The 23126-nt window shown below is 64.8% G+C and carries 24 protein-coding genes and 1 pseudogene; 21 read left to right on the forward strand and 4 right to left on the reverse strand.

Features of this window, described 5'->3' with window-relative positions:
* From EN857_RS18360 to EN857_RS18390, 7 genes are all read left to right on the forward strand, one after another.
* On the forward strand, nucleotides 1-146 hold a 146-nt coding region (locus EN857_RS18360), incomplete at its 5' end, for a 2-oxo acid dehydrogenase subunit E2 (RefSeq protein ID WP_187331266.1).
* A gap of 15 nt (nucleotides 147-161) precedes the next feature.
* Complete coding sequence (locus tag EN857_RS18365; RefSeq protein WP_135858473.1) at nucleotides 162-587, forward strand: hypothetical protein; 426 nt, start codon at nucleotides 162-164, stop codon at nucleotides 585-587.
* Nucleotides 584-1222, forward strand: a complete 639-nt coding sequence (locus EN857_RS18370) for an SGNH/GDSL hydrolase family protein (protein WP_127394239.1) — start codon at nucleotides 584-586, stop codon at nucleotides 1220-1222. Before EN857_RS18365 ends, EN857_RS18370 begins: the two co-directional genes overlap by 4 nt.
* Before the next feature lie 17 nt (nucleotides 1223-1239).
* The gene (gene lpdA / locus EN857_RS18375; RefSeq protein WP_127309197.1) at nucleotides 1240-2688 is read left to right on the forward strand and encodes a dihydrolipoyl dehydrogenase; all 1449 of its coding nucleotides are present in this window, start codon (nucleotides 1240-1242) and stop codon (nucleotides 2686-2688) included.
* Nucleotides 2689-2790: 102 nt separating this feature from the next.
* Nucleotides 2791-3048 (forward strand): GlsB/YeaQ/YmgE family stress response membrane protein, encoded by a 258-nt coding sequence (locus tag EN857_RS18380; protein WP_128347054.1) that lies wholly within the window; start codon nucleotides 2791-2793, stop codon nucleotides 3046-3048.
* A 135-nt stretch (nucleotides 3049-3183) separates the two neighbouring features.
* Entirely contained in the window at nucleotides 3184-4149 is a 966-nt protein-coding gene (lipA, locus tag EN857_RS18385) for a lipoyl synthase (RefSeq protein WP_127284097.1), read from the forward strand.
* Nucleotides 4150-4156: 7 nt separating this feature from the next.
* Entirely contained in the window at nucleotides 4157-4612 is a 456-nt protein-coding gene (locus tag EN857_RS18390; protein WP_127284096.1) for a type II toxin-antitoxin system RatA family toxin, read from the forward strand.
* Between the two features lie 14 nt (nucleotides 4613-4626).
* Here EN857_RS18390 and EN857_RS18395 read toward each other — a convergent pair whose 3' ends face one another.
* Both EN857_RS18395 and EN857_RS18400 read right to left on the reverse strand, forming a co-directional pair.
* Nucleotides 4627-5109, reverse strand: a complete 483-nt coding sequence (locus EN857_RS18395; protein WP_127393178.1) for a CinA family protein — start codon at nucleotides 5107-5109, stop codon at nucleotides 4627-4629.
* Nucleotides 5106-6329: a bifunctional 2-C-methyl-D-erythritol 4-phosphate cytidylyltransferase/2-C-methyl-D-erythritol 2,4-cyclodiphosphate synthase gene (locus tag EN857_RS18400; RefSeq protein WP_127393179.1), complete on the reverse strand. Its 1224-nt coding sequence runs from the start codon at nucleotides 6327-6329 to the stop codon at nucleotides 5106-5108. The genes EN857_RS18395 and EN857_RS18400 overlap by 4 nt, the downstream gene beginning before the upstream one ends.
* A gap of 243 nt (nucleotides 6330-6572) precedes the next feature.
* On the opposite strand from EN857_RS18400, the gene dusB reads away from it, so the two are divergent.
* The 8 genes from dusB (at nucleotide 6573) to hflX (ending at nucleotide 16690) form a co-directional block, all read left to right on the forward strand.
* Entirely contained in the window at nucleotides 6573-7604 is a 1032-nt protein-coding gene (gene dusB / locus EN857_RS18405) for a tRNA dihydrouridine synthase DusB (protein ID WP_127393180.1), read from the forward strand.
* Complete coding sequence (locus EN857_RS18410; RefSeq protein WP_127310265.1) at nucleotides 7601-8743, forward strand: nitrogen regulation protein NR(II); 1143 nt, start codon at nucleotides 7601-7603, stop codon at nucleotides 8741-8743. Before dusB ends, EN857_RS18410 begins: the two co-directional genes overlap by 4 nt.
* Nucleotides 8740-10200, forward strand: a complete 1461-nt coding sequence (ntrC, locus tag EN857_RS18415; protein WP_127310266.1) for a nitrogen regulation protein NR(I) — start codon at nucleotides 8740-8742, stop codon at nucleotides 10198-10200. Before EN857_RS18410 ends, ntrC begins: the two co-directional genes overlap by 4 nt.
* Before the next feature lie 117 nt (nucleotides 10201-10317).
* Nucleotides 10318-12597, forward strand: a complete 2280-nt coding sequence (locus EN857_RS18420; protein ID WP_135858470.1) for a PAS domain-containing sensor histidine kinase — start codon at nucleotides 10318-10320, stop codon at nucleotides 12595-12597.
* Nucleotides 12587-13948: a sigma-54 dependent transcriptional regulator gene (locus EN857_RS18425; protein ID WP_127286357.1), complete on the forward strand. Its 1362-nt coding sequence runs from the start codon at nucleotides 12587-12589 to the stop codon at nucleotides 13946-13948. The genes EN857_RS18420 and EN857_RS18425 overlap by 11 nt, the downstream gene beginning before the upstream one ends.
* Nucleotides 13949-14048: 100 nt before the next feature.
* Entirely contained in the window at nucleotides 14049-14912 is an 864-nt protein-coding gene (locus EN857_RS18430) for a D-amino-acid transaminase (RefSeq protein ID WP_127286358.1), read from the forward strand.
* Nucleotides 14913-15055: 143 nt separating this feature from the next.
* Nucleotides 15056-15301 (forward strand): RNA chaperone Hfq, encoded by a 246-nt coding sequence (gene hfq, locus EN857_RS18435; RefSeq protein ID WP_006202172.1) that lies wholly within the window; start codon nucleotides 15056-15058, stop codon nucleotides 15299-15301.
* Nucleotides 15302-16690: a GTPase HflX gene (hflX, locus tag EN857_RS18440; RefSeq protein ID WP_135858467.1), complete on the forward strand. Its 1389-nt coding sequence runs from the start codon at nucleotides 15302-15304 to the stop codon at nucleotides 16688-16690.
* A gap of 6 nt (nucleotides 16691-16696) precedes the next feature.
* Here hflX and mazG read toward each other — a convergent pair whose 3' ends face one another.
* Nucleotides 16697-17521 carry a nucleoside triphosphate pyrophosphohydrolase gene (mazG, locus tag EN857_RS18445; RefSeq protein ID WP_127394342.1) on the reverse strand — a complete coding sequence of 275 codons (825 nt, stop codon included), beginning with the start codon at nucleotides 17519-17521 and terminating at the stop codon, nucleotides 16697-16699.
* An 84-nt stretch (nucleotides 17522-17605) separates the two neighbouring features.
* A complete protein-coding gene (locus tag EN857_RS18450) occupies nucleotides 17606-18790 on the reverse strand; it encodes an amino acid aminotransferase (protein WP_135858464.1) in 1185 nt (394 codons plus the stop codon).
* Between the two features lie 193 nt (nucleotides 18791-18983).
* On the opposite strand from EN857_RS18450, the gene EN857_RS18455 reads away from it, so the two are divergent.
* From EN857_RS18455 to EN857_RS18480, 6 genes and pseudogenes are all read left to right on the forward strand, one after another.
* Complete coding sequence (locus EN857_RS18455; protein WP_187331313.1) at nucleotides 18984-19502, forward strand: sigma-70 family RNA polymerase sigma factor; 519 nt, start codon at nucleotides 18984-18986, stop codon at nucleotides 19500-19502.
* A complete protein-coding gene (locus EN857_RS18460; protein WP_127392808.1) occupies nucleotides 19499-20269 on the forward strand; it encodes an anti-sigma factor in 771 nt (256 codons plus the stop codon). The genes EN857_RS18455 and EN857_RS18460 overlap by 4 nt, the downstream gene beginning before the upstream one ends.
* Before the next feature lie 21 nt (nucleotides 20270-20290).
* Nucleotides 20291-21007, forward strand: a complete 717-nt coding sequence (locus tag EN857_RS18465) for a Bax inhibitor-1/YccA family protein (RefSeq protein ID WP_127392809.1) — start codon at nucleotides 20291-20293, stop codon at nucleotides 21005-21007.
* Between the two features lie 289 nt (nucleotides 21008-21296).
* A complete protein-coding gene (locus EN857_RS18470; protein WP_135858459.1) occupies nucleotides 21297-22169 on the forward strand; it encodes an aldose 1-epimerase family protein in 873 nt (290 codons plus the stop codon).
* 141 nt (nucleotides 22170-22310) lie between these two features.
* Nucleotides 22311-22976: a F420-dependent NADP oxidoreductase gene (locus EN857_RS18475; RefSeq protein ID WP_245493474.1), complete on the forward strand. Its 666-nt coding sequence runs from the start codon at nucleotides 22311-22313 to the stop codon at nucleotides 22974-22976.
* Nucleotides 22973-23077 (forward strand): annotated as a pseudogene (locus EN857_RS18480) (glutathione S-transferase family protein); the annotation flags it as partial. The gene EN857_RS18475 and the pseudogene EN857_RS18480, both read left to right, overlap by 4 nt.
* Between the last annotated feature and the right edge of the window lie 49 nt (nucleotides 23078-23126).

A 23126-nucleotide genomic window follows, 5' to 3' on the forward strand; every position in this document is an offset into this window, starting at 1 on the left:
TGGTGAAGAATGGCGAGATCAAGATCGCCAACGTCATGTCGGTGACGCTGTCGACCGACCACCGCGCCGTCGACGGCGCGCTCGGCGCCGAACTGCTCGGCGCCTTCAAGCGCATGATCGAAAACCCTATGGGCATGCTGGTCTAGGACAGGAAAAGGGCGGTGCGGAAATTCTTCACCAGCCTTTTCGCCTTCATCCTCTCCGGCCTGGCTGGCGGGCTGGTGGCTCAGCAGCTCGCCGTCATGACCGGTGCCACCGAGGAGTACATAGTTGTGTTCGCGGCGACGGTGTTTGTCGTCATCGCCGTGACGATCGTCTTCTTCGCCGTGCAGTTCTTCGCCGAGCCGGTGCGAGCCGTCGACCGCAGTTTGTGGTGGCTGCTCGCCGTGTACGGTCTCGCACTGCTGGCGCTGGCAGGGTGGACTTTTTCCGTGCCGGCCGAGAATCGGGCGACCGCGAGTGACCTGTCGATCGTCGCTGGCCTGATCCTTCCCGGCGTCGTGGCGATCATCGTGCAATGGCTTTTCGTGCGCTGGCGGCTCCAGCGCTCGGCGGCAGCGTTCGGCAGGGGTGGGGCAAGCGCATGAAGACAATTCTCTGTTATGGCGACTCGCTGACCTGGGGCTATGACGCCGCCAGCCTCGGCCGCCATGCGCTGGAAGACCGCTGGCCGAGCGTTCTCAAGGCGGCGCTGGGCGACGGCGTCGAGGTCATCGCCGAAGGCCTGAACGGCCGCACCACCGCCTTCGACGATCATCTCGCCGGCGCAGACCGCAACGGCGCTCGCGTGCTGCCGACAATGCTGACGAGCCATGCGCCGATTGACCTGATCGTCATCATGCTCGGCGCCAACGACATGAAGCCGTGGATCCACGGCAATCCGGTCGCCGCCAAGCAGGGTATGCAGCGCCTGATCGACATCGTGCGCGGCCACGACTACCCGTTCGGTTGGGCCGCACCCCAGATCCTCATCGTCGCGCCGCCGGCGGTCAGCCGCACCGACAATGCCGAATTCAAGGAAATGTTCGCCGGCGGCGACGAGGCCTCGAAGCGGCTGGCGCCGCAATATTCCGCACTTGCCGACGAGGCGGGCTGCGGCTTCTTCGACGCCGGCAGCGTCGCCGTCACCACCCCGCTCGACGGCGTCCATCTCGACGCCGAAAACACCCGAAACATCGGCAAGGCGCTGGCACCATTGGTGCGCGTGATGCTGGAACTCTAGAAATCAGGGAGAAATCCGTGGCTGAATCCTACGACGTCATCATCATCGGCTCCGGCCCCGGCGGCTATGTCACGGCGGTGCGTTCCGCGCAGCTCGGCTTCAAGACGGCGATCGTCGAGCGCGAGCATCTCGGCGGCATCTGCCTCAACTGGGGCTGCATCCCGACCAAGGCGCTGCTGCGCTCGGCCGAGATCATGCACTATTCGGACCACCTCAAGGACTACGGCCTGAAGCTCGAAGGCGGCAAGGTCAGCGCCGACACCGCCGCGGTCGTCGACCGCTCGCGCAAGGTCTCGCTGAGGCTCAATGGCGGCGTCGCCTTCCTGATGAAGAAGAACAAGGTTGACGTCATCTGGGGCGAGGCCAAGCTTTCGAAGCCGGGCGAGATCGTCGTCTCCAAGACGGCCAAGAAGCCGATGGAGCCGCAGCCGCCGGCGCCGAAAGGCGTCAAGGGCGAGGGCACCTACACCGCCAAGCACATCATCCTGGCGACTGGTGCCAGGCCGCGCGCGCTGCCCGGCATCGAGCCGGACGGCAAGCTGATCTGGACCTATTTCGAAGCCATGGTGCCGAAGGAGATGCCGAAATCGCTGCTGGTGATGGGTTCGGGCGCCATCGGCATCGAGTTCGCTTCCTTCTACCGCACCATGGGCGCCGAGGTGACGGTGGTCGAGCTGCTGCCGGCGGTGATGCCGGTCGAGGACGCCGAGGTCTCGAAGTTCGCGCAGAAGCAGTTCGAGAAGCAAGGCATGAAGATCATCCTTGAGGCCAAGGTGACCAAGGTCGAGAAGGGCGCCAACTCGGTGACAGCGCATGTCGAGATGAAGGACGGCAAGGTCGAGAAGATCACCGCCGATCGCATGATCTCGGCCGTCGGCGTGCAGGGCAATATCGAGAACCTCGGCCTCGAGGCGCTCGGGGTGAAGACCGACCGCGGCTGCGTCGTCGTCGACGGTTACGGCAAGACCAACGTGCCCGGCATCTACGCCATCGGTGACGTCGCCGGACCGCCCATGCTCGCCCACAAGGCCGAGCATGAAGGCGTCGTCTGCATCGAGAAGATCGCCAATGTCCCGGGCGTTCATGCCACCGACAAGCAGAAGATCCCCGGCTGCACCTATTGCAACCCGCAGGTCGCCTCGGTCGGCCTGACCGAAGCCAAGGCCAAGGCCGAAGGCAAGGACGTCCGCGTCGGCCGTTTCCAGTTCGGCGCCAACGGCAAGGCGATCGCGCTCGGCGAGGACCAAGGCTTCATCAAGACGATCTTCGACAAGAAGACCGGCCAGTTGCTCGGCGCGCACATGGTCGGCGCCGAAGTGACCGAGCTGATCCAGGGTTTCGTCGTGGCGATGAACCTCGAAACCACCGAGGAAGAGCTGATGCACACCATCTTCCCGCACCCGACCCTGTCGGAGATGATGAAGGAAAGCGTGCTCGACGCCTATGGCCGCGCGTTGAACGCATGATAAATTGGCCGCCCGAGACTCACATGCGAAAGCCTGGGGAACTCGGCGGCAAGGCAGTTCGTTTCCGGATGCATTTTCACCCGTCACAGGAGGAGTTGGCATATGGACGTGAATGGCGTGGGCTGGCTGGCAGCCATCATCATCGGCGGTCTGGCGGGCTGGCTCGCCGAGATGGTGATGAAGAGCAACACCGGCATCTTCATGAACATCATTATGGGCATCGTCGGCGCGGTCGTGCTGAACGCAGTCCTGCAAGCCCTCAATTTCCAGTCTTTCGGCGTCGGCTGGTTCGCCTATCTGGTCACCGGTTTCATCGGCGCCTGCCTGCTGATCTTTGTTGGCCGGCTGGTGCGCCGTTAGCCGGCATCGATACCGCTATGCGAAAAAGGCCGTGGCGGCATGCGCCGGCGTGGCCTTTTTCTTTGCGCCGAAAAGTCCTAAGTGACGTTGGAATGCGAGCGCCGGGCAGGCGATCGCGCAGCAACCGGGTTTGAAATGGTCACTGTCCTCGACACGATCGCCAATGCGCCGCGTGTGCGGCACCCCGAAAAGGCGCACAAGCCGGACCAGGAGGTGCTCCGCAAGCCCGACTGGATCCGCGTCAAGGCACCGGTCTCGAAGGGCTACGCCGAGACACGCGAGATCGTGAAGTCGCACAAGCTGGTGACTGTGTGCGAGGAAGCCGGCTGCCCGAACATCGGCGAGTGCTGGGACAAGAAGCACGCCACCTTCATGATCATGGGCGAGATCTGCACCCGCGCCTGCGCCTTCTGCAACGTCGCCACCGGCATCCCGACCGCGCTGGATGCCGATGAGCCGGCGCGCGTCGCGCATGCCGTCAAGCAGATGGGCCTCAGCCACGTCGTCATCACCTCGGTCGACCGCGACGATCTTGCCGACGGCGGCGCGCAGCATTTCGCCGAGGTCATCCGCGCCATCCGCGCCGCCGCGCCCTCGACCACGATCGAGATCCTGACGCCGGACTTCCTGCGCAAGGACGGCGCGCTGGAGATCGTCGTGGCGGCGAAGCCCGACGTCTTCAACCACAATCTGGAGACTGTGCCGTCGAACTACCTGACGGTGCGGCCGGGCGCCCGCTATTTCCACTCGATCCGGCTGTTGCAGCGCGTCAAGGAACTCGACCCGTCGATCTTCACCAAGTCCGGCATCATGGTCGGTCTAGGCGAGGAGCGGAACGAGATCCTGCAGCTGATGGACGACCTGCGCTCGGCCAATGTCGACTTCATGACCATCGGCCAGTATCTGCAGCCGTCGAAGAAGCACCATCCGGTCATCCGCTTCGTCACTCCCGAGGAATTCAAGTCCTTCGAGACGATCGGCAAGACCAAGGGCTTCCTGTTGATGGCGTCGAGCCCGCTGACGCGCTCCTCGCATCATGCCGGGGAGGATTTCGCCAGGCTGCGCGCGGCGCGTGAAGCGCAGCTCAAAAAGACCAGCTAATCCCCGAATGCCGAAATTCGAAGCCACCCGCCGCGTCGCCCATACGCCGCAGGAGATGTTCGCGCTGGTCGCCGACGTCGAGGCCTATCCGCAATTCCTGCCGCTGTGCGAAGCGCTCAGCGTGCGCTCGCGCAAGGAGCGCGACGGCCGCACCATCCTCCTTGCCGACATGAGCATCGGTTACAAGGCTATCCGCGAGACCTTTACCACCCAGGTGCTGCTGAAGCCCGACGAGAAGGCCATCGACGTCAAATACATCGACGGACCGTTCAAATATCTCAGCAATATCTGGCGCTTCGACCCGGCCGATAGCGGCTGCGAGGTGCACTTCTTCATCGACTACGAGTTCAAGAGCCGCATTCTTGGCGCGCTGATGGGCACGATGTTCGACCGTGCCTTCCGCATGTTTGCCGAAGCCTTCGAAAAACGCGCCGACCAGATCTACGGCGCAAGAACGGCCTGACCGGAACGAGGGGTCTAGTCCAGCGCCCGCAATCCCAGTTCCAGCGCGTGCCGCACCGTCTCGTGGCGGATGAACTCGCGCCCCTTGTGCGCGAACAGTTGGTGCTCGGCGACGATGGGCTGGCCGGCCAGCGCAAGCCCGAACCAGACGAGGCCGACCGGCTTGTCGGCCGAACCGCCGCTCGGGCCGGCAATGCCGGTAACGGCAAGCGAGAGGCTCGCCCGCGAATGCGCCAGCGCGCCGGCCGCCATTTCAAGCACCGTCTCGCGCGAGACGGCGCCATGCGCGTCGAGCGTTGCGGCGGAAACGCCGAGCATGTCCATCTTGGACTCGTTGGAATAGGTGATGAAGCCGCGGTCGACCACGGCGGAGGAACCGGCAATGTCGGTGAGCGCCGCGATGATCAGGCCGCCGGTGCAGCTTTCCGCCGTCGCCAGCATGATGCCGCGCTGCTGGCAGGCCAGGAGCAGGGCGTTCGCGAGTTCGGCGTTGCTCATTCGGGGACCTCACCTGGAAAGACGACGCTGGCGGTGGCGATCGCGGCTATGCCTTCCTGGCGGCCGACGAAGCCAAGCTTCTCATTGGTGGTTGCCTTGATCGAGATGCGCTCGCAGGAAATGCCGAGCATAGCGGCGAGCGCAGCCGTCATCGCCTCGCGGTGCGGGCCGACGCGCGGCGCCTCGCAGATCAGCGTGATGTCGGCATTGGCGATGCGTCCGCCGCGCCCGCGCACCAGCCTGGCCGCATGTTCGACGAAGATCTTCGAGGCGGCGCCTTTCCACTGCGGATCCGACGGCGGGAAGTGCGTGCCGATGTCGCCGGCGCCGCAGGTGGCGAGCAGCGCGTCGGTGAGGGCGTGGAGGCCGACATCGGCATCCGAATGGCCAGACAGCTTTCTGTCGTGAGGGATGGCGACGCCGCAGAGCGTGACATGATCGCCCGGTTCGAAGGCGTGCACGTCGTAGCCGTTGCCGGTGCGGATATCCGGAAAGCGCGGCCGTTCACCGGAAAGCCGCTGGTCGGCCATTGCAATATCCCTTGCCCAGGTGAGTTTGATGTTGTCCGGCGATCCCGGGACAAGTTTCACCGGTATGTGCGCCCATTCGGCGATCGCCGCATCGTCGGTGAAATCGGCCTTGCCGAGATGATGGGCCTTCTCATGCGCGGCAAGAAGCGGCCAGAACGGAAAGCCCTGCGGCGTCTGCGCGGCATGCAGCCCGTTCCTCGACACGGTCTCCTCGATCATACCGGCCGCCGATTCGCGCTTCAGCGTGTCGGCGACCGGCAAAGCGGGCAGCGCGCCCTGCCGCTCGCCGATGGCGTCGATCGTGCGGTCGATCAGGGTCGCGTCGACGAAGGGACGCACGGCGTCATGGACGAGCACCCGGCCTGGCGCGCTGTCCCTGAGCGCCAGCAGGCCGAGCCGCACCGAGGCCTGGCGCGAATCGCCGCCCGTGACCGCAAGGACGCGATCGGCGCTGGCGCCGGCGGCGTTGCGGAAGAGCTCGCCGTCGTCGGCGTGGATGGCGACGACGACCGGACCGGTCCTCGGATGCGCCAGGAACGTCTCCAGCGTGCGGGCGATGACGGCGCGGCCACCGATCCGCTGATACTGCTTCGGTCCATTGGCCTGCCCGGCGCGCGCGCCGCGGCCCGCCGCGACGATTACCACCGCGACCTTGTCGTCCAAACTCTGATTTTTACTTGCGTCCGTCATTGCGATTTGGCTTAGCGCACGATCCCGAAAAGTGTAATCGGTTTTCGGAAAAGATCGTGCTTCAAATATGAATTCCAGGGCGTCCTTTGCGCATCCCGCAGGACGCACGGTGCTTTGGCCGCGGGACAAGCCGATGCCCGGCTATTTCCCAAATGCGCCTTAATGTGACGTCATTGCGCGTTGCACATCGTCTTGCTTCTGGCTAGAGAATGTGCAGAAATCCGATATGCTTGGTTTTTGTGCATGCCCGAATTGACCAAATTGGCCTTGCCGCTCGATATTGGCGGCGTGAGTATCCGCAATCGCGTCTTCCTGGCGCCGATGTCGGGGATAACCGACGAGCCGTTCCGCCAGCGCGCGCATCGGCATGGCGCCGGACTGGTCGTGTCGGAGATGGTGGCGAGCGGTGAGCTGGCGAAGGGCAGGGCTGGCTGCGACCTGCGCATTCGCCATTCCGGTCTGCCGGTACACATGGTCCAGCTTGCCGGCCGCGAGGCTGCGCACATGGCCGAAGGCGCGCGGATCGCCGCGGGCGAGGGCGCCGATATCATCGACATCAACATGGGCTGCCCGGCCAAGAAGGTGACGGGCGGTTATGCCGGCTCGGCATTGATGCGCGATCTCGACCACGCGCTATCGCTGATCGAGGCGGTTGTCGGCGCCGTGGAGGTGCCGGTTACTGTGAAGATGCGTCTCGGCTGGGACGAGAGCGCCCTCAACGCGCCGATGTTGGCGCGCCGCGCCGAACAGGCCGGCGTGAGGATGGTGACGGTGCATGGCCGTACGCGCTGCCAGTTCTACCAGGGCAAGGCCGACTGGCGCGCGATCGCGCGCGTCAAGGAAGCCGTCTCGATCCCGGTCGTCGCCAATGGCGATGTCGGATCGCCGGCGGAGGCTGCTGCCATCCTCGAGCAATCGGGCGCCGACGCGGTGATGATCGGACGCGCGCATTATGGCGCGCCCTGGATCGCGGGCAGCATCGCTGCCTCGGCCGCTGGCGAAACAATGTCCGGCGTTCCCGCAAGCCCGCAGGCTTTGGCCGACTACATCATCGCCCACCACGCGGACATGCTGTCGCTCTACGGGATCGAAAGCGGGTTGCGCCAGGCGCGCAAGCATCTCGGCTGGTATCTCGACCGCCACGCAGCCGGTGTTTCGCCGGAGCTGCGCAAGCGTATCCTCACGTCCTTCGTGCCGGATGAGATCGTTGGCGGACTGCGCCGGGCATTTGCCGATATCGCAGAGGCAGCAACGGATCTGCGGAGCGCGGCATGAAGGCGACCGCCCCGAAGAGCCCAGACATGGCGGACGCCGCAAACATCGTGCTCAACACCATCCGCCGGCCGGTGATCATGGTCGATCCCCAAGGCTTCATCACCTTCGCCAATGCCGACGCGGAGGATTTCTTCCGCTCCAGCGCCACCATGCTTGCCCGCAACACGCTGCCGAAGCTGGTGCCCTTCGGCAGCCCGCTGCTGACGCTTGTCGACCAGGTGCGCGAGCGCCTGGCGCCGGTCAACGAATACCGGGTCGATGTCTCGTCGCCGCGCCTCGGCATCGAAAAGATGGTCGACCTCTATGTCGCGCCGGTGCCGGAGTTCCCCGGTTCCGTGGTGGTGATGTTCCAGGAACGGTCGATGGCCGACAAGATCGACCGGCAGATGACGCATCGCGGCGCTGCCCGCTCGGTCACCGGCCTTGCCGCCATGCTGGCGCATGAGATCAAGAACCCGCTGTCCGGCATCCGTGGCGCCGCCCAGCTCCTCGAGCTCTCGGCCTCCGATGAGGACCGCGCGCTGACCCGGCTGATCACCGACGAGACCGATCGCATCGTCTCCCTCGTCGACCGCATGGAGGTGTTTTCGGACGAGCGGCCGATCGACCGCTACCCCGTCAACATCCATGTCGTGCTCGACCACGTGAAGGCAATTTCCAAGAACGGTTTTGCCAAGCGGATCAAGATTTTGGAGGAATACGATCCATCGTTGCCTCCGGTCTTCGCCAACCGCGACCAGCTGATCCAGGTATTCCTCAACCTGGTCAAGAACGCCGCCGAAGCGATCGGTAGTGACCCGCAGGGCGAGATCTCGCTGTCGACCGCTTTCCGGCCGGGCATCCGTGTCTCCGTGCCGGGAACGCAGGACCGCGTCTCCCTGCCGCTGGAATTCTGCGTGCGCGACAATGGTCCAGGCGTTTCGGAGGACATACTGCCGATCCTGTTCGATCCTTTCATCACCACCAAACCGAACGGCTCGGGCCTTGGTCTGGCGCTGGTGGCCAAGATCGTCGGCGAGCATGGCGGCATCATCGAATGCGATTCGACGCCGCGCGGAACCACCTTCCGCATCCTGATGCCGGCCTGGAAGGAAACCGCGCACGGCGTCGAAGAAGAAGCTGAAGGGGACCGCACATGACCGCACGCGGCAATATTCTGGTCGCCGACGACGATGCGGCCATCCGCACCGTGCTCAACCAGGCGCTGTCGCGCGTCGGCCATGAGGTGCGCGTCACCTCGAACGCCTCGACGTTGTGGCGCTGGGTGGCGGCGGGCGAGGGCGACCTGGTCATCACCGATGTCGTGATGCCCGACGAGAACGCCTTCGACATGCTGCCGCGCATCAAGAAGGCGCGGCCCGAGCTGCCGGTCATCGTGATGAGCGCGCAAAACACGTTCATGACCGCCATCCGCGCCTCCGAGACCGGCGCTTATGAATATCTGCCGAAGCCGTTCGACCTGACCGAGCTGCTCAACATCGTCAACCGGGCGCTGGCCGAACCGCGACGGCCGAAGCTCGACGCGCGCGCCGACGACCAGCCGGAGACGATGCCGCTGGTCGGCCGCTCGGCCGCCATGCAGGACATCTACCGCATGCTGGCGCGGATGATGCAGACCGACCTGACGGTGATGATCAGTGGCGAGTCCGGCACCGGCAAGGAGCTGGTGGCCCGCGCGCTGCACGAATATGGCCGCCGTCGCGGCGGCCCGTTCGTGGCCATCAACATGGCGGCGATCCCGCGCGACCTGATCGAATCGGAACTGTTCGGCCATGAGAAGGGCGCCTTCACCGGCGCGCAGAACCGCTCTACCGGCCGCTTCGAGCAGGCCGAGGGCGGCACGCTGTTCCTGGACGAGATCGGCGACATGCCGATGGAGGCGCAGACGCGCCTGCTGCGCGTGCTGCAGCAGGGCGAATACACGACGGTTGGCGGCCGCACGCCGATCAAGACCGACGTGCGCATCGTCGCCGCCACCAACAAGGATCTGCGCGCGCTGATCAACCAGGGGCTGTTCCGCGAAGACCTGTTCTATCGCCTCAATGTCGTGCCGCTGCGGTTGCCGGCGCTGCGCGAACGCTCCGAGGATATTCCGGACCTGGTGCGGCATTTCTTCAAGCAGGGCGCCAGCGAGGGGCTGCAGACAAAGCGCATTTCCTCCGGCGGCATCGAGCTGATGAAGCGTTACCCCTGGCCGGGCAATGTGCGCGAGCTGGAAAACCTGGTGCGCAGGCTGGCCGCGCTCTATTCGCAGGATGAGATTTCGGCCGAGATCATCGAGGCCGAACTCAAGACAGGCGAGCGGCCGGTCGTCCCAGGCGGCGGCGCGCTCATTCCCGACGATCTCTCCATCGGCCAGGCGGTGGAGCATTTCCTGCAGCGCTATTTTGCTTCCTTCGCCGGCGACCTGCCGCCGGCCGGCCTCTACCAGCGCATCCTCGCCGAGGTCGAGTATCCACTGGTGCTGGCCTCGATGACGGCGACGCGCGGCAACCAGATCAAGGCGGCGGAGCTGCTCGGGCTCAACCGCAACACGCTGCGCAAGAAGATCCGCGAGCTCGGCGTCAACGTCTACAAGTCCTCCAGGCAGGTCTAAAATCGCCCTGCAAGGGCAATGAGCCGGGGAAAGATTTCCGTCTCGGCCACACTTGTTGCATAATCGCCACAATGCGTTGCATACATCCGACGCAATCACTGACTCTTAGACGGCGATATGGCTTCCCAGAACGAACCGCTTTTCAGCAAGCCCGGCGCAGAGGACAGGCGCCGGCTTCTGGCGCTGCCTGGCGTGACGGCGATTGCCGGCGCGTTGATCACGGCGGCGATCTCCTTTGCGATTCTCGTCGGCGCCACGCCGATCACGCCTGACGCAAGGGCCACGCTGGCGCTGATCGCGCTCAATGCCGTCTTCGTCCTGTTCCTGATCGCGCTTATCGGCCGCGAGGTTCACCGCATTGTGATGGCGCGCAAGCACGGCAAGGCGGCGTCGCGCCTGCATGTGCGCATCGTGGCGATGTTCGCGCTGGTCGCCGCCATTCCCGCCATCATGGTGGCCATCATCGCCTCGATCACGCTCGACATCGGCCTCGACCGCTGGTTCGAGATCCGCACCAAGACGATCGTCAATTCGTCGCTGTCGATCGCCGACGCCTATGTCCAGGAGAACGCGCGCAACCTGCAGGGCACGACGCTGTCGATGGCCTATGACCTCGATGCCTCGCGCACGCTTTATGGCCTCGACCGCACAGGCTTCCTCGATCTGATGAACAAGGAAGCGGTTGGCCGTTCGCTCGCGCATGCGGCGCTGATCAAGCCCGACGGCTCCTTCGTGATGAGCGCCAAGACCGACGCCGACTTCGCCATGCCGGAGCCGCCACCCGGCGCGGTGGAGACCGCCGCCGACGGCAAGCCGGTGCTGATCGAGCCGCGCACCCGCAACATCATGGGCGCTATCGTCAAGCTGCGCGAGATCGACGGGCTTTACCTCTACACAATCCGCCTGGTCGATCCCGATGTGATCAAGGCGCGCCAGATCGTCAGGTCGAACACCGACGAATACCGCAACCTGCAGGACAACCGCCGCACCTCGCAGGTCGCTTTCGCGCTGCCCTATCTGTCGCTGACGCTGATCGTCATCCTGTCGGCGATCTGGACCGGCATCGCCGTTGCCGACCGGCTGGTGCGGCCGATCCGCCAGCTGATCGGCGCCGCCGACGAGGTCGCCACCGGCAATCTCGATGTCGCCGTGCCGGTCAGGCTCTCCGACGGCGACGTCGCCTCGCTCGGCGACACCTTCAACAACATGATCCTCGAGCTCAAATCGCAGCGTAACGAGCTTCTCTCCGCCAAGGACCTGATCGACGAGCGCCGCCGCTTCTCGGAAGCGGTGCTGGCGGGCGTCACCGCCGGCGTCATCGGCGTCGATCCCTACGGCATCGTCACCATCGTCAACCGATCGGCCGAGACCATGCTGGCGATCTCGGCCAGCGCCGCACTTGGGCAGAACCTGTCCGCTGTGCTGCCGCATGTCGGCCGCGTCTTCGAAATCGGTCGCAAGTCGGGCAAGCCGGTCTATCGCGAGCAGGTGACCTTCTACCGCACCGGCGCCGAGCGCACTTTCAACGTCCAGATCACCATCGAGGCCGGCGACGATGGTTCGGAGGAGAAATCCTACGTCGTGACGGTGGACGACATCACCGACCTGGTCCAGGCGCAGCGCTCGTCGGCCTGGGCCGATGTGGCGAGGCGCATCGCCCACGAGATCAAGAACCCGCTGACGCCGATCCAGCTTTCGGCCGAGCGCATCAAGCGCCGCTACGGCAAAGTCATCACCGAGGATCGCGAGGTTTTCGACCAGTGCACCGACACGATCATCCGGCAGGTCGAGGATATCGGCCGCATGGTCGACGAATTCTCCGCCTTCGCGCGCATGCCGAAGCCGGAGATGAAAGCCATCGACCTGCGCGAATCGCTGCGCGAGGCATCGTTCCTCGTCGAGGTCAGTCGCTCCGACATCGCCTTCGAGCGCGATTTCGGCGGCGAACCGCTGAAGGGCACTTTCGACAGCCGGCTGATGGCGCAGGCCTTCGGCAACGTCATCAAGAACGCCGCCGAGGCCATTGACGGACTTGATGCAAAAGATCGTTCGGACGGCACAATCCGGATTCAAGCCGGGCGCCAGAATGGCGCCATCAGAATCGATGTCATCGACAATGGCAGAGGGCTGCCACGCGAAAATCGCCAAAGGCTACTCGAGCCCTACATGACGACGCGGGAAAAAGGCACCGGTCTTGGCCTCGCTATCGTCAAGAAGATCGTGGAGGACCATGGCGGCCGGCTTGAACTGCATGATGCGCCGGCGGATTTCCACGGCGGCCGAGGCGCGATGATCTCGATCATCCTGCCGCCGGCGACGGTCGCCGCCGCGCCGCCACGCGACGAAGGCCGAACGGAACACCAAAGAGAAACTGAAAAGGTCGGTAATGGCGTCTGATATTCTCATCGTCGATGACGAGGAAGACATCCGCGAACTCGTCGCAGGCATCCTGAGCGACGAAGGTCACGAAACCCGCACGGCGTTCGACGCCGACAGCGCGCTGGCGGCGATTGCCGATCGCGCGCCGAGGCTGATCTTCCTCGACATCTGGCTGCAGGGCTCGCGTCTCGACGGCCTGGCCCTGCTGGACGAGATCAAGACGATGCATCCGAACCTGCCGGTGGTGATGATTTCCGGCCACGGCAATATCGAAACGGCGGTTTCGGCCATCCGCCGCGGCGCCTATGATTTCATTGAGAAGCCGTTCAAGGCCGACCGGCTGATCCTGATCGCCGAGCGCGCACTCGAAACCTCGAAACTGAGACGCGAGGTGTCGGACCTCAAGCAACGCAGCGGCGAGACCTTCGACCTGATCGGCATGTCGTCGGCGATGAGCCAGTTGCGCCAGACCATCGAGCGCGTCGCGCCGACCAACAGCCGCATCATGATCATCGGCCCGTCCGGTTCCGGCAAGGAACTGGCCGCGCGCGCCATCCACGCGCTGTCGACGCGCAAAGCCGCGCCGTTCGTCACCTTGAGCGCGGCCACCATCACACCGGAGCGTATGGAGATCGAACTGTTCGGCACAGAATCGAACGGCACCGAACGCAAGGTCGGCGCGCTGGAGGAGGCGCATCGCGGCATCCTCTACATCGACGAAGTCGCCGACATGCCGCGCGAGACGCAGAACAAGATCCTGCGCGTGCTGGTCGAGCAGCAGTTCGAGCGGGTAGGGGGCACCAAGAGGGTCAAGGTCGACGTCCGCATCATCTCGTCCACCTCGCAGAACCTGGAGGCAATGATCGCCGACGGCCGTTTCCGCGAAGACCTCTACCACCGCCTGGCGGTGGTTCCGGTCGCGGTGCCGGGCTTGGCCGAGCGGCGCGAGGACATCCCCTATCTGGTCGACAATTTCATGAAGCAGATCGCCCGCCAGGCCGGCATCAAGCCGCGCCGCATCGGCGACGATGCGCTGGCGGTGCTGCAGGCCCACAACTGGCCCGGCAATGTCCGGCAGTTGCGCAACAATGTCGAACGGCTGATGATCCTGGCCCGGGGCGAGGATGTCGACGCGCCGATCACCGCCGATCTGCTGCCGTCGGAGATCGGCGACGTCATGCCGCGCACGCCCAACCAGTCGGACCAGCACATCATGGCGCTGCCGCTGCGCGAGGCGCGCGAACAGTTCGAGAAGGACTACCTGATCGCCCAGATCAACCGCTTCGGCGGCAACATCTCGAAAACCGCCGAATTCATTGGCATGGAGCGCTCCGCTCTGCACCGCAAGCTGAAGTCGCTGGGCGTCTGACAACGGCCTGTTGTTGGTCCAGCGGCTCCCGGCCGGCCGATTGCCGGTTACGGCCGCGGCGGAATCGCTTAAACAAACCGAAAGTCCCCAGGGGTGATCCATGCCGCGCATTGCCTATGTGAACGGGCGCTATGTCGCCCATGCCGACGCTTCCGTGCATATCGAGGATCGCGGCTATCAGTTCGCCGACGGCGTCTATGAGGTCTGCGAGGTGGCGCGCGGCTTCATCGTCGACATGCCGCGCCATCTCGGCCGCCTGAACCGCTCGCTGAGCGAACTGTCGATCGATTGGCCGGTGACGCAGGCCGTGCTGCCTCTCATCCTGCGCGAGGTGGTGCGCCGCAACCACGTCGTCAACGGCCTGGTCTATGTCCAGGTGACGCGCGGCGTCGCCAGCCGTGACTTCGTCTTTCCGGCGCCCGGCACCAGGCCGTCGCTGGTGGTGACCGCCAGGAAGGCCGATCCTGCCGCCGCGATCAAGCGAGCCGAGACCGGCATCAAGGTCATCACCGTGCCGGAGAACCGCTGGGATCGGGTTGACATCAAGAGCACCGGGCTGCTGCCCAATGTGCTGGCCAAGCAGAAGGCCAAGGAGGCCGACGCCCAGGAAGCCTGGTTCGTCGACGGCGACGGCATGGTCACCGAGGGCGGCTCCTCCAACGCCTGGATCGTCACCGGCGATGGCGTTCTGGTGACGCGGCCGGCCGAGCACGGGATCCTGCGCGGCATTACCCGTACGACGCTGTTCGATGTTGCCGCCAAGCTCGGCGTGAAGATCGAAGAGCGCAAATTTTCGGTCACCGAGGCCAAGGCGGCGCGCGAGGCCTTCATCAGCTCCGCGACGACGATCGCCATGCCGATCGTGGCAATCGACGGCGCTCCGGTGGCCAATGGCCACCCCGGTTCCGTAACACTTTCGTTGCGTCAGGCATTTTTTGACGTTGCGGAAAAAAGTCCGGCCTGATAACCGCACAGATGGAATGAAAATCAATATCTCGTTCTGCTTGTCGTTATTTGACGGCAAGAGGGTGTTTGCGCGCTTGACATGTGCCGGATAAATTGGCGCATTGGCTGCAAACCGAAGGGGATCGGCGAAAGACAAAAACAATGGCGGAACGATCGCAAAACCTTCAGGACCTGTTCCTGAATTCAGTTCGCAAGAGCAAAAATCCACTCACCATCTTCCTCATCAACGGCGTCAAGCTGACCGGCGTGGTCACCTCGTTCGACAATTTTTGTGTGTTGTTGCGGCGTGACGGGCATTCCCAGCTTGTCTACAAACACGCCATTTCCACGATCATGCCGAGCCAGCCGGTTCAGATGTTCGATGGCGAGGAAAGCCAGGGTGCCTGATTGGCACGTAAGAAAGACGCGGAACGCAGCGTCCGCGGAAAACCAGCGCACCAGCTGAGGCCGGAAGACAAAGCTCCGACCCGGGCAGTCGTCATTGTGCCCGTGCTCGCCCGCCAGCCGCGCGGCGAGGACGAAACCAACCGGCCGCGCCTGACCCGCTCCGCCGAGGCCCGCCACGACGAAGCGGTCGGCCTCGCCGGCGCCATCGACCTCGATCCGGTTCATACGGCCGTGGTGACCGTCACCGATCCGCGCCCGGCGACCTTGCTCGGCAGTGGCAAGGTGGCGGAATTCGCCGATATCGTGAAGGAGCGCCACGCGGAACTGGTCATCGTCGACCATCCGCTGACGCCGGTGCAGCAACGCAATCTCGAGAAGGAATTCAACGCCAAGGTGCTCGACCGCACCGGGCTGATCCTGGAGATTTTCGGCGAGCGCGCCCGCACCAAGGAAGGCACGCTGCAGGTCGAGCTTGCGCATCTCAACTACCAGAAGGGCCGCCTTGTGCGGAGCTGGACCCACCTCGAGCGCCAGCGCGGCGGCGCCGGCTTCCTCGGCGGTCCCGGCGAAACGCAGATCGAATCCGACCGGCGGCAGTTGCAGGAAAAGATCATCAAGCTCAAGCATGAGCTGGAGACGGTGCGCCGCACCCGCGACCTGCACCGCGCCAAGCGCAAGAAGGTGCCATTCCCGGTGGTGGCGATCGTCGGCTACACCAATGCCGGCAAGTCGACGCTGTTCAACAAGCTGACCGGAGCTGGGGTGCTGGCCGAGGACATGCTGTTCGCCACGCTCGACCCGACGCTGCGCCGCGTGCGCCTGCCGCATGGCACGCCGGTCATCCTGTCCGATACGGTCGGCTTCATCTCGGACCTGCCGACGCATCTTGTTGCCGCCTTCCGGGCGACGCTGGAAGAGGTGGTCGAAGCCGATCTCGTCATCCACCTGCGCGACATCTCAGACCCCGATACGGCGGCGCAGGCCGAGGATGTCGAGCGCATCCTTGCCGATCTTGGCGTCGATGCCAGTGACGCCAAGCGCGTAATCGAGGTCTGGAACAAGATCGACCTGCTCGACGAGGGCAACCGGGAGCGGTTGCTGGCCGATGGCGCCGCCACCAAGGCGCCACCGGTCGCCATTTCGGCGGTCACCGGCGAGGGCATCGATGCGCTGAAGGCGCTTATCGAAACCAGGATGTCGGGTGAGCTGGAAACGACGACGCTGACGCTGACGCCGGCCCAGTTTGGCCTTGTCGACTGGATCTACCGCAACGGCGACGTCGTTTCGCGGGTCGACAATGAGGATGGCAGCGTCACCATTTCGCTCAATGCTACGCACAGCGCCCGGCAAGAGATCGAGAGCCGATTGCACCGCAAGAACAACGGTTAAGCCTGGTTATTTCGCGCCCTTGGCCTGCTGCCAGAGCGCTTCCATCTCATCCAGCGTGGCCTTTTCCAACGTGTTGCCGGAGGCTTCCAGCGCCCGCTCGACATAGTGGAAGCGGGTGCGGAATTTCTCATTGGTGCCGCTGAGTGCTGCCTCGGCATCGAGCTTGAGGTGGCGGCCGAGATTGACGATGGCAAACAGCATGTCGCCGAACTCGTCCTTGATCGGTGCTGCGTCGCCCTTGGCCAAAGCCTCGCGCAGTTCGCCGATCTCCTCCTCGATCTTGTCGAGAATGGGGGCCGCCTCGCTCCAGTCGAAGCCGACGCGAGCGGCTTTTTCCTGCAGCTTCAGCGCTCGGGTCAACCCGGGCAGGGCGACCGGCACGCTGTCGAGGAACCCTTTGCCGTTGTCTTCTGGGTCGAGCCCTCGGGCCAGGCGCGCGCTTCGCTTCTCCGCCTTCTCCACCGCCTTGATCTTGTCCCACATGCCCTTGGCCATGCCGGCGCTGCGCGCCTCCTCGTCGCCGAAGACATGCGGATGGCGGCGGATCATCTTGGTGGTGATGGCCTCGACGACATCGCCAAAGGCGAATTCGTCAGCCTCTTCAGCCATTTGCGCGTGGTAGACAACCTGCAGCAGCAGGTCGCCGAGCTCCTCGCGCAGATCGTCGACATCGCCGCGCGCGATGGCGTCGGCCACCTCGTAGGCTTCCTCGATCGTGTAGGGCGCGATGGTCGAGAAATTCTGCTCGATATCCCAGGGACAACCGGTCTTCGGCGCGCGCAACGCCGCCATGATCTCGATCAGCCGTGCGATGTCTTTGGAGGGCTTCATGCGGCAAACCCTATCGCGACGCCGGGCGGGCGACCAATGCTGTCGCCTGACGAACGCTGTTTGTCCACAGCTGCGCGGACCTCGTCAGTCGAGCACCGAGACAATCGCCTTGGCGAGCGCGTCCAGCCCGTCCTCGGGCAGGCCGGCCACGTTGATGCGGCTGTCGCCGACCATATAGACGGCGTGCTCGGTGCGCAGCCGCTCGACCTGCGCTTCCGAAAGGCCGAGGCGCGAGAACATGCCGCGATGGCTGGCGACGAAGTCGAAGCGGTCGGAATTGGACTGCCGGCGCAGCGCCTCGGCGAAGGCGACGCGCAGGCGCAGCATGCGCAACCGCATCTCCTCAAGCTCCGCCTGCCAGTCGGCGCGTAGGCCGTCGTCTTCCAGCACGACGCGCACCGCGGCAGCGCCATGGTCCGGCGGCATCGAATACATGGCACGCGCCGCCGACAGCATCTGGCTCATCGCCACATCGGCCTCAGCGCCGTCCCTGGCCAGGATCATCGCCGCGCCGACGCGGTCGCGGTAAACGGCGAAGTTCTTCGAGCAACTCGACGCAACGAGCATTTCCGGCACCCTGGCGGCCAGCAGGCGCAGGCCCGCGGCATCGGCGTCGAGGCCCTCGCCAAAGCCCTGATAGGCGATGTCGACAAAGGGCAGCAGGCCGCGCTCGACGACCAGGTCCGCCACTTCCGCCCATTGCGCGGCGTCGAGATTGGCGCCGGTCGGGTTGTGGCAGCAGCCATGCAGCAGCACCACGTCGCCGCGCTCGGCCGTCCGCAGCGCGGCCAGCATGTCCTTGAAGCGCACGGCGCCGGAAGCGGCGTCGAAATAGGGGTAGTCGCGGATCTGCAGGCCGGCCGAGCGCATCACCGGCATGTGGTTCGGCCAGGTCGGGTCGGACAGCCAGACAGTGGCGTCGGCGCGGGTCCGCTTCAACAACTCGGCCACCAGCCTCAGCGCGCCGGAACCGCCCGGCGCCTGCGCGGTACGGACGCGCGAAAGGTCGGCCTTGTCGCCGAAGGTGAGCTTGGCCATGGCGGCATTGAAGCCGGTGTCGCCGGCAAGGCCGAGATAGGTCTTGGTGTCCTGGCTCTGCAGCAGCCGCTTCTCGGCCTCGCGCAGGGCGCGCATCACCGGCGTCTTGCCGTCGCGATCCTTGTAGACGCCGACGCCAAGGTCGACTTTGCCCGGACGCGGATCGGCGCGGTAGAGGCCGATGAGGGCAAGGATCTTGTCGGCGGGGGCGGGCTGCAGGGTTTCGAACATCGCAAGGCTCCAATGGCGGCGGAGTGATACGCAAATTGGCCCCGCTTCGCCAGCGCTTTTCCTCCGCGCCAAACTGAAGACGGCGGGCAGGGCGGCCCGCGGGGCGATGAAACGGCTGCTGCCTGGGACAAAATAATGCGCCGTTGGGGATTAAAACCTTGCCCTGCTCCGTAAACAGGGCATGAAACGGTCGATGCCACGCTTCGAAATAGTCGGACAGCTGGGTTCGCTCAGGCGTTACGCGCGCTCGCTGACGCGCGACACCACGGAGGCCGAGGACCTAGTGCATGACGCGCTGGTGCGCGCCTATGAGCGGCGCGGCACCTTTCGCGCCGGCAGCAACCTGCGCGCCTGGCTGCTCTCGATCGTCCACAACGCTTTCATCGACGGTGTCCGCTCGCGCCGGTCGGAAGCCGCGCGCATCGAGCAGGCCGGATATCTTGCCGACAGCACCTCCCCAGCGCCACAGGACCACTCCGTCCGTCTGGCGCAGGTGCGGGCGGCCTTTTTATCGCTGCCGGAAGAGCAGCGTTCGGCGCTGCATCTCGTCGCCATCGAGGGGCTGAGCTACGCCCAGGCGGCGGAGGTCAGCGGCGTGCCGCTGGGAACACTGATGTCGCGCATCGGCCGGGCCCGCGCCGCGCTGCGCGAGATGGAAGACGCGGCGCCCGCGGGCAGGAACCATCTCCGGATCGTGAGAGGTGAGCGATGAACGCAATGCTCGATCCCGTGACCGATGCTGATCTCGATGCCTATGTCGACGACCAGCTGGAGGTGGCCCGCCGTATCGAGGTCGAGGCGTTCCTGTCCACCCGACCGGAAGCCGCCGCGCGCGTGATGTCCGATCTCAGGACGCGCGACGAGCTGCGTGTGGCGCTCGCCGCCAAGGGAATGGCGCGGCCGGCAACGACCGAGGCGGCACGACGGCTGGAGCGCGGGCTTGGCCGCGACCGCATCTTCGGGGTGCTGCAGCGCGCCGCGGCGGCGGCGATCCTGATCGCGGCCGGCTGGCTGGCGAATGGCATTTTCGGACCGGTCGCGGTGACGAAGGTCGTCGCCTCCACCCAGCCGCCCGCCTATGTCGAGGAAGCGGTGAGGGCGCACCGGACGACGCTGGTGCGCGAGGCGATGACCTCCCAGCGGGAAGCGCCGAACTACAATCCAGGCGAGATCCGCGCCGCGACCGCGATCGTCATGCCGTCGCTGCCCGGGGAATGGAAGGTGCGCGATGTGCAGATCTATCCGTCGCGCTTCGGCCCAAGCGTCGAGATGGCGCTCGAAACCAAGGATCTCGGCCTGGTCTCGCTGTTCGCGATCAGGCCGGGGACTTTCGACGTGGTGAAGCCGGCCCTCGCGCCCTCGGGCGACATTTCCTCGGCCTATTTCCAGATCGGCGAGGTGGCCTACGCCGTCGTCGCGCGAAGCGATGCGCGCGACCTCGACCGGGCCGCCGAAACGCTGGCCCGCACGCTTTACTGAGATCAACCAAGGAGACTGAACATGAACACCCCCAACCTGGGATATCGCGTGGGCAGCGGCGCCCAAACGGGCGCCCTCTATGACGAGGGCCTGCGCCGCCACATGCTGCGCGTCTACAACTATATGGGCCTTGGCCTGGTCGTCACCGGCGCCATCGCCTTCGCCGTGGCGTCGACGCCCGCGCTCTACGTGCCGATCTTCTCCAGCCCCTTGAAATGGGTGGTGATGCTGGCGCCGCTCGCCTTCGTGCTTTTGTTCTCGTTCCGCATGCAGACCATGTCGGCGGCGAGCGCGCAGGCCATGTTCTGGGCCTTCTGTGCGGTGATGGGCCTGTCGCTGGCCTCGGTGTTCCTGGTCTTCACCGGCACCAGCATCGCGCGCACGTTCTTCATCGCCGCCACCATGTTCGGCGCTACCAGCCTCTACGGCTACACGACCAGGCGCGACCTGACGCAGTTCTCGTCGTTCCTGATCATGGGCCTGATCGGTGTGGTCATCGCCAGCCTCGTCAACCTGTTCCTCGGTTCGACCGCGCTGCAGTTCGCCATCTCGGTGATCGGTATCGCCGTGTTCATCGGCCTCACCGCCTGGGACACGCAGACGATCAAGGAGCAGTATGCGGAGAATTTCGACGCGGAATCGCAGCAGAAGCTCGCCGTCTTCGGCGCCTTCTCGCTCTATTTGAACTTCGTCAACATCTTCCAGCTGTTGCTGAACTTCACCGGCGAGCGCGAGTAGGCCGAACCGTAGCAGGCAACAGGTCTCACCTTGCCGGGGCCGGAGGGCAACCTCCGGCCATTTCTTTGAGGGCAAACTGGCGCTCGGGTCCGTGCATCGTTCGTCGCCGCTTGGCCCACTGCAGTGCACTCCGCTGCTCTTGAGTTCACGCGCGGCCTTTTGCTAGCCTGCCGGTCACACCAGAGCGGTGCGCTTCATGGATCGCCGAACCGCTCTAACCATTTGTTTCTGCGCAATTCCGGACGGAAAACCGTTACACACTTTCCTGGAATTGCTTAAGCGAGGGCGCATGGAACAGGACAGCCTTACGCTTCACGGTGACGGCATCTCGGCGACGATCGTCAGGCAAGGTGCCGAACTGGTCTCCCTGCGCGACAGTGAAGGAACCGAGCTTCTGTGGCAGGCCGGTCCGGCCTGGAAGCGCCATTCCCCGGTCCTGTTCCCGATCGTCGGCCGGCTGAAGGGCGACCAACTGCGGCACCGCGGCCGATCCTATCCGATGACGCAGCATGGCTTTGCCCGCGACAGGCGCTTTGCATGGACGGAGCAGGGGCCCCGGTCCTGCACGTTGCTTCTGACCGACGATGCGGGGACCCGCGAGCAATATCCCTTCGCCTTTCATCTGGCCATAAGCTACAGCCTGCGGCTTCGGCAACTCGACGTCAGCTTCACGATCACCAACACCGGCGGCGAGACGCTGCCGGCATCGATCGGCGGGCATCCGGCGTTCAACTGGCCGCTTCTGCCTGATCTGCCCAAGACAGCCTATCATCTTACATTCGCCAATGACGAAAGCGCTCCGATCCGCCGCCTCAAGGACGGCCTGCTGCTGCCAACGCCACAGCCGACGCCCGTGAAAGGCAAGATACTGGCGCTCTCCGAAAGCCTGTTCGAGGAGGACGCCGTGATCATCGATCGGCCGGCCAGCGCCAATGTGCGCTACGCCGCCGGGCACGGACCGGCGCTTGAGATATCCTGGCAGGGGTTTCGGGAGCTCGGCATCTGGTCCAGGCCGGGCGGAGCGCCGTTCCTTTGCATCTCGCCCTGGCATGGTCTTGCCAGCCCCGTCGATTTCGACGGCGAATTCACCGAAAAGCCGGGCGTGATGCTGATCCCGCCAGCCGCGACGCGTGTTCTGAGCTATCAGATCCATCTGGACTGATATGATCGCGGAACCAATTTTGGGGGCATCCCATGGAACTCGGCTTCATCGGCACAGGCGCGCTCACGGCCGCTATCGTCACCGGGCTCAAGTCCCTCGCGGAACCCTGTTTCCGTTCTGCTTTCGCCCCGGAACGAAGACATCGCCGCGAGCCTTGCCTCCCGCTACCCGGATGTTCGCATCGCCAGCGACAATCAGGCCGTTCTCGACAATAGCGAAACGGTCATGCTCGCGGTCCGCCCGCAAATCGCGCACGACGTGCTGTCGGCGTTGCGCTTCCGGCGCGACCATCGCCTGATCAGCCTGATCGCCACTTTGTCCCTCAAGGACATAGAGAGCTTGACCGCGCCAGCCGGGCACGTGACGAAGGCGCTTCCCATGCCGATGATCGCGCACCGGCTGGGGGCGACGATCATCTGTCCGCCCGATCAAGGCGCCGGCGCATTGTTCGGCAGGCTGGGGAAGGTGATCGAGGTCGCGGATGCCGGCGAGTTCGACGCCTTGAGCGTCGCGACCGCAACCTACGCCAGCTATTTCAAATACCTTGAGACCATCCACAGCTGGCTCACGCGTCACGGCGTTGGGGAGGGGATAGCCCGCGACTATATCGCCTCGCTTTTCAAGGCGTTGGGCGCCGCTCCTGAGACGTCGCCCGACGCGGATTTCAGACATCTGGCGCAAGACTATGCGACGCGCGGCGGCATCAACGAGCAGGTTCTGCGCGAGCTCACGGCCCATAACATGTTCGAAGCATTTGCCGAAAGCCTGGACGGCATCCATCGGCGCATCACGGGCGACACGAAATGAAACTCTACTTCAGCCGCAATCCCAATCCTCGGCTGGCGGTCGCGGTGGCTCGCTACCTTGGCGCCAAGATCGAGTTTGAATTCGCCGCGCCATTCGCACCGGAACCGCCGCCGCCAGGAGGCGAGGGCGATCCGGCCTGATATCCGACCG

This window comes from Mesorhizobium sp. M4B.F.Ca.ET.214.01.1.1, assembly GCF_004791545.1.
In the GTDB taxonomy this organism is placed as follows: Bacteria; Pseudomonadota; Alphaproteobacteria; order Rhizobiales; family Rhizobiaceae; genus Mesorhizobium; species Mesorhizobium abyssinicae.